The 8,156-nt window shown below is 71.3% G+C and carries 8 protein-coding genes; 5 read left to right on the top strand and 3 right to left on the bottom strand.

What is annotated here, in order from left to right:
• Nucleotides 1–201: 201 nt before the first annotated feature.
• Both ACFTXQ_RS32680 and ACFTXQ_RS32685 read left to right on the top strand, forming a co-directional pair.
• Nucleotides 202–1,266, top strand: coding sequence for a nitrous oxide reductase family maturation protein NosD (locus tag ACFTXQ_RS32680; protein ID WP_382648035.1), 1,065 nt, complete (start codon nt 202–204; stop codon nt 1,264–1,266).
• Nucleotides 1,267–1,301: 35 nt separating this feature from the next.
• Nucleotides 1,302–2,378: a methyltransferase gene (locus ACFTXQ_RS32685; RefSeq protein WP_382648038.1), complete on the top strand. Its 1,077-nt coding sequence runs from the start codon at nt 1,302–1,304 to the stop codon at nt 2,376–2,378.
• A gap of 76 nt (nt 2,379–2,454) precedes the next feature.
• Here the strand turns inward: ACFTXQ_RS32685 and ACFTXQ_RS32690 are convergent, their stop codons facing one another.
• Together ACFTXQ_RS32690 and ACFTXQ_RS32695 are read right to left on the bottom strand one after the other, a co-directional pair.
• Nucleotides 2,455–2,715 (bottom strand): acyl carrier protein, encoded by a 261-nt coding sequence (locus tag ACFTXQ_RS32690; protein WP_382648040.1) that lies wholly within the window; start codon nt 2,713–2,715, stop codon nt 2,455–2,457.
• A 13-nt stretch (nt 2,716–2,728) separates the two neighbouring features.
• Nucleotides 2,729–3,847, bottom strand: a complete 1,119-nt coding sequence (locus ACFTXQ_RS32695; protein WP_382648043.1) for a SchA/CurD-like domain-containing protein — start codon at nt 3,845–3,847, stop codon at nt 2,729–2,731.
• Nucleotides 3,848–3,996: 149 nt separating this feature from the next.
• Here ACFTXQ_RS32695 and ACFTXQ_RS32700 point away from each other — a divergent pair, with 149 nt between their 5' ends.
• From ACFTXQ_RS32700 to ACFTXQ_RS32710, 3 genes are all read left to right on the top strand, one after another.
• Entirely contained in the window at nt 3,997–5,679 is a 1,683-nt protein-coding gene (locus ACFTXQ_RS32700) for an FAD-dependent oxidoreductase (protein WP_382648045.1), read from the top strand.
• Between the two features lie 150 nt (nt 5,680–5,829).
• Nucleotides 5,830–6,705, top strand: a complete 876-nt coding sequence (locus ACFTXQ_RS32705; protein ID WP_382648048.1) for a pirin family protein — start codon at nt 5,830–5,832, stop codon at nt 6,703–6,705.
• An 83-nt stretch (nt 6,706–6,788) separates the two neighbouring features.
• Nucleotides 6,789–7,469, top strand: coding sequence for a TetR/AcrR family transcriptional regulator (locus ACFTXQ_RS32710; RefSeq protein WP_382648051.1), 681 nt, complete (start codon nt 6,789–6,791; stop codon nt 7,467–7,469).
• On the opposite strand, the gene ACFTXQ_RS32715 is transcribed toward ACFTXQ_RS32710, so the two are convergent.
• Complete coding sequence (locus ACFTXQ_RS32715) at nt 7,445–8,095, bottom strand: TetR/AcrR family transcriptional regulator (RefSeq protein WP_382648060.1); 651 nt, start codon at nt 8,093–8,095, stop codon at nt 7,445–7,447. The genes ACFTXQ_RS32710 and ACFTXQ_RS32715 overlap by 25 nt on opposite strands.
• Nucleotides 8,096–8,156: the final 61 nt, after the last annotated feature.

The following is an 8,156-nucleotide window of genomic DNA, read 5'->3' on the forward strand; positions in this document are numbered from 1 at the left end:
GTCGACGGGTTGCCCGTTGCCCCTCCGCGGGCCGTCCGGGAAACCCCCCGCCACCAGCCCGGCCGTGCGGGTGCGGTCAACACCGCGCGGCGCCGGGCTTACACTCCGACGGCCCTCAAAATGAGGCCGTTTGCCCACCACAGGTATCCATCCGCTCAGCCAGTGTGGCGGGGGGCGCTAAACGCCCATAACTTCTGAATCGTGACGAACCGACAGTTCACGGTCCTCGCATGCATCTCAGCCGTCATGGCCGCAGGCCTCGGCGTGGCGTCGCCGCCCGCCACCGCGGCGGCCAGGCACACGGTGCATCCGGGAGAATCGATCCAGGAAGCGGTGGACGCCGCACAGCCGGGAGACAGCATCACCGTGCTCGCCGGCACCTACCACGAGAGCGTGCACATCACGAAGCCCCTGACCCTGCGCGGGTCCGGCGCCAAGACCGTGATCACGCCGCCGGCCGCGGGCGTGCGGGCCGACGACGCCTGTGCACAGTCGGGCAACGGCATCTGCGTCATAGGGACCGCCGAGAAGCCCGTCGAGCGGGTGACGATCCGCCAGCTGCGCCTGACGGGCTTCAGGAAGAGCGGCATCTGGGCCTCCCACACCGACCGGCTCAAGGTCGAGCGGGTGACCTCGGAGCTGAACGGCACCTGGGGCATCGCCCAGGAGCGCTCCACGCGGGGGATCTTCCGCCGCAACCTCGCCCGTGACAACAAGGAATCCGGCATCTTCATCGCCAACACCATCGAGCGCGAGGGCGGCGCCACCGACACCCTGGGCGCGGTCGTCGACGACAACATGCTGACCGGGAACCGGATCGGGGTCACGGTCCGGCGGGTCCGGAACCTCTCCGTCACCGACAACATCCTCCACGGCAACTGCGGCGGCGTGTTCGTCGTCGGTGACGAGGGCGAGCCGGGCGCCGGGGACATGACCATCAGCGGCAACGAGATCCACGAGAACAACAAGTTCTGCAAGGGCAACACCCGCCTCCCCGACATCCAGGGCGTCGGCATCGTCCTCACCGGAGCCGAGGAGACGATCGTCCGTTCGAACTCCATCCGGGGCAACAAGGGCTCCTCGCCGCTCTCGGGCGGAATCCTGCTCTTCAAGAGCTTCGTGGGCGCCACGAACACCGACAACGTCATCCAGGACAACGACGTACGGGACAACCTGCCGGCGGACCTCGCCAACACGGGGACCGGATCGGGCAACAGGTTCCTCGACAACCGGTGCGTGACCTCCCAGCCCGCAGGGATGTGCTGACCCGTGCTCCCCCTCCTCAGAGGAATCGAGGCCGCATGACCACGGTAAGTCCGACCCCCACACCGACCTCCGCCCCCACCACCCCCGCCACCGACACGCAGGCCACCCTGCCCGCCATGCGGCTGCGCGAGCTCGTCTTCGGGGCGGCCTGCGCCGCCGCCGTCCGGGCGGCCGCGCGCCTCGGCGTGGCCGACGCGCTCGGGGAGTCGCCCGCCACCGCGGCCGAGCTCGCGGCGGCGGTGGACGCCGAGCCGAAGCCGCTGCACCGGCTGCTCCGCGCCCTGTCCTGCTACGGGATCTTCGCCGAGACGGCGGACGGGACGTTCGTCCACACGGAGATGTCACGGCTGCTGCGCGAGGACGATCCGCACAGCCTGCGCTACATCTCCCTGTGGTGCACCGAACCCTGGACCTGGCAGGCCTGGCCCCGGCTCGACGACGCGGTCCGCTCCGGCGGGAGCGTGTTCCACGAGCTGTACGGCAAGGGCTTCTTCGACTACCTGCACCAGGACGCGCACGAATCGGCCCACGTCTTCAACCGGGCCATGACCACCTCCAGCATGCAGTCGGCCCTGGACGTCGCGGAACTCCTCGACCTCACCGGAGTCTCGGTGGTCGCGGACATCGGCGGCGGCCAGGGACACGTCCTGGCGAGCCTGCTGGAGAAGCACCCGGCCGTACGGGGGGTCCTGATGGACCTGCCGGGAGTGGCGGCCAAGGCGGACCCCCGGCTGCGGGAAGGCGGCGCGCTCGCCGACCGGGCCGCCATCGTCCCCGGGGACTGCCGCGAGGCCATCCCCGTCCGGGCCGACATGTACATCATCAAGAACATCCTGGAGTGGGACGACGACAGCACCCGCAGGACCCTGCGCAACGTCATCGGGGCCGCCCGCCCCGGGGCCCGGGTCGTCATCATCGAGAACCTCGTCGACGACACCCCGTCGATGCGGTTCACCACCGCCATGGACCTCCTGCTGCTGCTCAACGTGGGCGGCGCGAAGCACACCAAGGGCAGCCTGGTCTCCCGTATGACGGAGGCCGGCCTGGTGCTCGGCGAGATCCGCCCGGTCAACGCGTACCTGCACGCGTTCGAGTGCGCGGTGCCCGGCTGACCCCGGCCGCGCCCGCGCGCCAACGCCCCCGGGACCGGCACGGAGCCGGTCCCGGGGGCGTTGTGCCGGGTCGCCGTCAGGTCGTCCCCGACATGAGGCTGTTGTTGACGAGGTCGAGGAACTCCCGCGGCGACTTGCAGCGGTCGGCGTCGGCGGGCAGCGGTCGGCTGTGCCGGGTCTCCAGCTCCCCGACGATGCCGAGGAGCCCGAGGGAGTCGAGCCCCCACTCGTCGAAGCCCGAGTCGGGCCGGCTCGCCATGGCGGCGGGATCGACGGTCACGCCTGCGCCCTTCTTCATCAGGGCGGCCAGTTCTTCCATCGTCAGTGGAACGGTCATGACGGCCATCTCCTCAGGCTTGCACCGGCGTACGCCGGTCGGTGATCAGACGCATTTCGGAGCGCGCGAGGAACTGCGCGATCTCCACCTCGCTGGTGGGGACGCCGTCCTTGGCGCTGTCGAGCAGCCGGGCCAGCACGGCCGCCTTGTGGCCCCCGTCGACGCCGAGCACCAGGGCGGGCCGGGCGGCGAGCGGCCCGTGCATGTCCAGCAGCCGGACGACGAAGTCGTCGCGCTGGAAGACGGTGCTGGCCTGGATCGGGCTCTCCGGATCGTCCACGGCCGCTTCGTCCTGACGGGCCAGCAGCCGGGCGAGCGCCATGCCGCACCCGTCCTTGGCCGGGTAGAAGAGCGCGTGCCGCCGGATGTCCTCGGAGTCGGCCCCGCCGGCGGCCACGTGGTGCACCGCGGGGACCGCCGCACGGGTGAAGAACAGGCGGGCCGAAGCCGGATCGGCCAGGTCCCGGTCCTGCTCCAGGTACGGGTTGATCGCCTCCTCCAGAGCCTGGACCTCGGGCTGGCGGGCCACGTGGCGCAGGGCCGCGAGGAGGTCGCCCTCGACCTCGACCGCCCGTACGACGCGGTTGCCGTGCATGAAGAGGGAGGTACGGTGCAGCCGGGTCTTCTCGTCGACCTGGGCCTGCGGAGAGGTGTAGCCGGCCAGCAGCTCCGCGACGAGGGGCTCACTGCCCGGCTTCACCGTGAAGGTGAGGGCGTGGCGCACGATGCCGTCGCCGCGCCGGGGGGCCGGTGCCGGTGCCAGGGCGGCCAGGCGGTCGGGCGCCGGGGTGGTGCCGGTCACCCGCATCACGCTGAACCGCAGCGAGCGGGTGTCGCGCACGCAGCCGTGCAACGGCTGGACGGAGGCGACGTGGTCCTCGCTGTTCACCCACGCGAGGAAGCGTGGGGCGCTCTCCCATTCGCTGGTGATGAGCCACTGCGAGGGATTCTCGATTGACTGGCACAGTTCGTCGCTGATGTGGCCGGGCACGGACGCCACGTGATTGCGCAGGCGCTCGTACACCTCCAGGAACTGGTTCTGAGCCCCGTCGTACAGGTCCAGCAGCAGTACGACCCGAAGCCTCGAGCCGTCGAAGGCGGACTGGGATATCCGTTCAGACAAGGTTGTCATCGTTCACACTCCTTCGAGACTTCTCGGTCGCCACGGGGCGGCGCCACCCGAACCCGATCGTTGTCCGTTGGCGCCATGCGCGCGAGAGGGGAGCACCAAGCGGGTGAACGGGCGAGGGAAGCGCCCTCGCACAGGGCATGGAAGAAGCCATGAAGGAAAACGTCGACCACCGCGTCCCTGTCCTCATCGTGGGCGGCTCGCTGGTGGGCCTGTGCACCTCGCTCTTCCTGGGCCGGCACGGCATCGAACACATGCTGGTCGAGAAGCACGCGGGTACCTCCACGCATCCGCGCGGACGCGGTATCAACGTACGGACCATGGAGCTGTTCCGCGTCGCCGGTGTGGAGGCCCGGATCCGCGAGGCCGCATCGGTCCTGGCCGACAACCACGGCATCCTCCAGGGCGGCTCCCTGACCGGTGACGACCAGGAGTGGCTGTTCCAGGAGATCGATCCCGGTGGCGCGCTCGCCCGTTTCAGCCCGTCGGCATGGTGCCTGTGCAGCCAGAACGACATCGAGCCGGTCCTGATGTCCGTGACCCCCACCCTCGGGGCGGAGCTGCGGTTCTCCACCGAGCTCCTCTCCTTCAACCTCGACGACACCGGTGTGACCGCGCTCGTGAAGAACCGGGAGACCGGGGAGCACAGCACCGTGCGCGCGGACTACCTCGTCGCCGCCGACGGGCCCCGCAGCCCCGTCCGGGAGCAGCTGCGCATCGGCCAGAGCGGCCACGGAGACCTGTTCCACAACGTGAGCATCACCTTCCGGTCCCGCGGCCTCGCGGAGGTGGTCGGCGAACGCCGCTTCATCGTCTGCTACCTGACCAAGCCCGACGCGGACGGCGCCCTGCTGCCCGTAGACAACCGCGAGCGGTGGGTCTTCCACGCGCCCTGGCACCCCGACCGGGGCGAGACGATGGAGGACTTCACCGACGAGCGCTGCGTCGCGCACATCCGGCGGGCCGTCGGCGCACCGGACCTGGACGTCGAGATCACCGGGAAGGCTCCGTGGCACGCCGCGGAGCGGGTCGCCGAGCGGTACGCGGCCGGGCGGATCTTCCTCGCCGGCGACTCGGCCCACGAGATGTCCCCCACCGGCGCGTTCGGCTCGAACACCGGCATCCAGGACGCGCACAACCTGGCGTGGAAGCTGGCCGCGGTGCTCGGCGGCACGGCGGGCCCGGGGCTGCTGGAGACCTACGAGAGCGAGCGGCTGCCGGTCGCGCGGGCGACGAGCGAGCGCGCCTCGGCCCGCTCCGCGGAGCACAGCCACCCCGGCTACGAACCCGGCCCGGCCGGGGCCGCCGGCGCGGGGAAGGGTCCGGCCGCCGACTCAGCACCCGGCCGGCGCGGCAGCGGACCGCAGAGCGGGGTGCTGGCCGTGGCCATGGGCTACCGGTACCGGGAGGGCGCCGTCCTGGGCGCCGACCCGGACGCGCCGGTCGTCCCCGAACGGATGCGGCTCACCGGTGATCCGGGGACGCGCGCTCCGCACATGTGGCTCACCGAGTCCGGCGAGCGGAAGTCCACGGTGGACCTCTACGAGCGTTCCTTCGTCGTGCTCTGCGCCGAGGGCAGCCCGTGGCGGGCGGCGGCCCGGTCCGTCGCCAAGCGGCTGGAAGTGGCCGTGGACGCGTACGCGATCGGCACCGGCCCGGAGGCCGACCTGGTGCCCCAGGACGGCGCCGACTGGGCCGAGGTCCACGGCACGACGCCGGCGGGCGCCCTCGTCGTCCGCCCGGACGGCTTCGTGGCCTGGCGCTCCGAGGGGGCGGTGGACGATCCGGAAACCGTGCTCCACAAGGTCATGAGCACGCTGCTGGCCCGTTCCTGACGCCCTCTCCGATCCCCCTGCACCGCCGGACCGCGGGCGGCGCAGGGGGATCGGTCATGTCCGGCCAGTCAAAGTAAACCAATCGGTCTAGGCTGAAAACCAAACGGTTCAGTCTTGACTGTGAACTGGTTCGTGTAGTTCAGTTCAGGCATGGACACCACCGCCGCCACCGTGCGCTCCACCGCCCGCGTCATCCGCCCCTTCCACACCTTCGAGGGGGAGGGCTTTCCCGTCCGCAGGCCCTTCCCGCAGCCCGAACTCCCCTACGTGGACCCCTTCCTGATGGTCGACCAGGTCGGCCCCCACCAGCTCGCCCCCCACGAGGCGAAGGGCGCCCCCGCCCACCCCCACCGCGGGTTCGAGACCATCCAGTACGTCATCGACGGCGCCATGGAGGACATCGACTCCGAGGGCCACAAGCGGGTCATGAACCCCGGCGAGGTCCAGTGGCTCACCGCCGGCTCCGGTCTCGTCCACCTCGCCCGCCCCACCCCCGGCCTGGTCGCCGAGGGGGGACCGCAGCACCTGCTCCAGATATGGGTCAACCTCCCGGCCCGCCTGAAGTCCACGCCCCCGCGCGTCCAGTACGCCTCTGCGGCCGACATCCCCACCGTCACCACCGACGGCGGCGCCGAGCTCAAGGTGATTGCCGGCGCCACCCACGGGGTCACCGGACCCTTCGGGACCCACACCCCCGTGCTGGTGGTGCACGCCCGGCTCGCGGCCGGCGGCCGCGCCGGGTTCTCCGTCCCGCGCGGACACAACGCCATGCTCTACGTCCTGTCCGGCACCGCCGCCACCCCCGACGGCCCGGTCCCGGACGGCCACCTCGCGATCCTCGGCCGGGACGGGGAGCGGTTCACGGTCGAAGCGCCCGGGGCGGCGGCCGAGGTGCTGGTCCTGGCGGGCGAGCCGATCGGCGAGCCCGTGGCCCGCAGCGGCCCCTTCGTCATGAACACCGCGGCCGAACTCCGGCAGGCGGAGATCGACTACCGGCGCGGGCTGATGGGGAGCATCCCCGCGTGAGCGCCCGGTCGAAGACCGAACGGTTCAGTTCATATACTGGACCCCCCTCGCCCGCGACGCAGCAGATCCGAAGGACACCCCCCATGGATGCCGAGACCACGAACGCCACCGACGAGTTCGGGATCCCGATCATCCCCGGCCCCTCCGACGCCGCCCAGCGCAAGCGGCAGGCGATCATCGACGCGGCGGTCACCGAGTTCCTGGCCGAGGGCTACTCCGCGGCCTCCATGGACGCCATCACCACCCGCTCCGGCGTGTCCAAGGCGACGATCTACAAGCACTTCGGCAACAAGGAACGACTGTTCCTCGCGGTCATCGCGGGCATCCTGCCCCGGACCTACGCGGGCCTGGAGCCCTGCAACTCCACCCTCGCCGAGGCCCCCGACCTGCGGGCCGCGCTGATCCGGCTGCACACCGACTGGGCCCGGGTGCTGCTGAGCCGCGACATCATGTCGCTGCGCCGCCTGGTCATCGGGGAGACCGAGCGCTTCCCGCAGCTCGGCCAGCTCTGGTACCGCGTCACCTACGACATGAACAACGGGCCGATGGCCGAGGCCGTCGCCGAACTCAACGCGCGCGGGCGGCTCGACGCCCCCGATCCCGCGCTCGCCGTCCAGCAGCTGGTCGCGTCCACCGTCGGCGTCCTCCAGCTGGTGCACACCTTCGCCCCCGGCTCGGAGGTCGACGACGCCGAGCTCGACCGCGTCATCTCCTCCGGGGTCGACCTCTTCCTGGCGCGCTACGGCGTCCCGGGCGCGAAGTAGGCGTCAGGGGCCGGTTCCGCGCGGGCCCCGTCACCGACGAGGGACGCGACGTGGTCGGTGATCGTGTCGAGGATGTCCGCCGAGGCGGGGACGGCGTCCTTGCCGAGGACGAGCAGGCTCAGGGTCAGCCCGTCGGTCATCGCCGCCAGGTAGCGGGCCAGCGTGCGCACCGGGACACGGAGTTCGAAGTGCATGCTGCGGCCCAGCTCCTCGATGAGCGCCGTGTAGGTGTCGGCGTACAGCTCGTACTGGCGGCGCGCGAGGTGCTCGAAGCCCGGCTGGCGCAGCGCGTACTGCGTGAGCTCGTAGGTGAGCATGTGCTCGCCGGGGTGGGCGCACACGTGGTTCCAGTACGCCTCGAAGCCGGCCCGGATGGTCTCCCGGAGGGTGGCCCGCGGCCGGATCGCCTCCTTCACCACCGTGATGTAGTGCTCCGTGATCGCCTCGATGACCGACTCCAGCAGCACCTGCTTGGAATCGAAGCAGTAGTGGAAGACGCTCAGCGAGACGCCCGCCTCGGCCGCGATGGACCGGGTCGTCGTCTTCGCGACGCCGTCGCGGGTCATCGCGCGGAGCGCGGCCTCGGTGAGCTGCCGGCGCCGCTCGGCCAAGGACTGCCGTGCCATGCGGTTCCCTTCGCGGTCGGGGAAGGCGGCAGCGGGGCGGGGGACCGGACCGGCCCCCGCC

This window comes from Streptomyces sp. NPDC057010, from assembly GCF_042673805.1.
In the GTDB taxonomy this organism is placed as follows: domain Bacteria; phylum Actinomycetota; class Actinomycetes; order Streptomycetales; family Streptomycetaceae; genus Streptomyces.

Bases quoted from the DNA above. Each gene is read 5' to 3' on its own strand.
- ACFTXQ_RS32685 (WP_382648038.1), top strand. From the start codon at position 1,302: ATGACCACGGTAAGTCCGACCCCCACACCGACCTCCGCCCCCACCACC.
- ACFTXQ_RS32690 (WP_382648040.1), bottom strand. From the start codon at position 2,715: ATGACCGTTCCACTGACGATGGAAGAACTGGCCGCCCTGATGAAGAAG.
- ACFTXQ_RS32695 (WP_382648043.1), bottom strand. From the start codon at position 3,847: ATGACAACCTTGTCTGAACGGATATCCCAGTCCGCCTTCGACGGCTCG.
- ACFTXQ_RS32700 (WP_382648045.1), top strand. From the start codon at position 3,997: ATGAAGGAAAACGTCGACCACCGCGTCCCTGTCCTCATCGTGGGCGGC.
- ACFTXQ_RS32705 (WP_382648048.1), top strand. From the start codon at position 5,830: ATGGACACCACCGCCGCCACCGTGCGCTCCACCGCCCGCGTCATCCGC.
- ACFTXQ_RS32710 (WP_382648051.1), top strand. From the start codon at position 6,789: ATGGATGCCGAGACCACGAACGCCACCGACGAGTTCGGGATCCCGATC.
- ACFTXQ_RS32715 (WP_382648060.1), bottom strand. From the start codon at position 8,095: ATGGCACGGCAGTCCTTGGCCGAGCGGCGCCGGCAGCTCACCGAGGCC.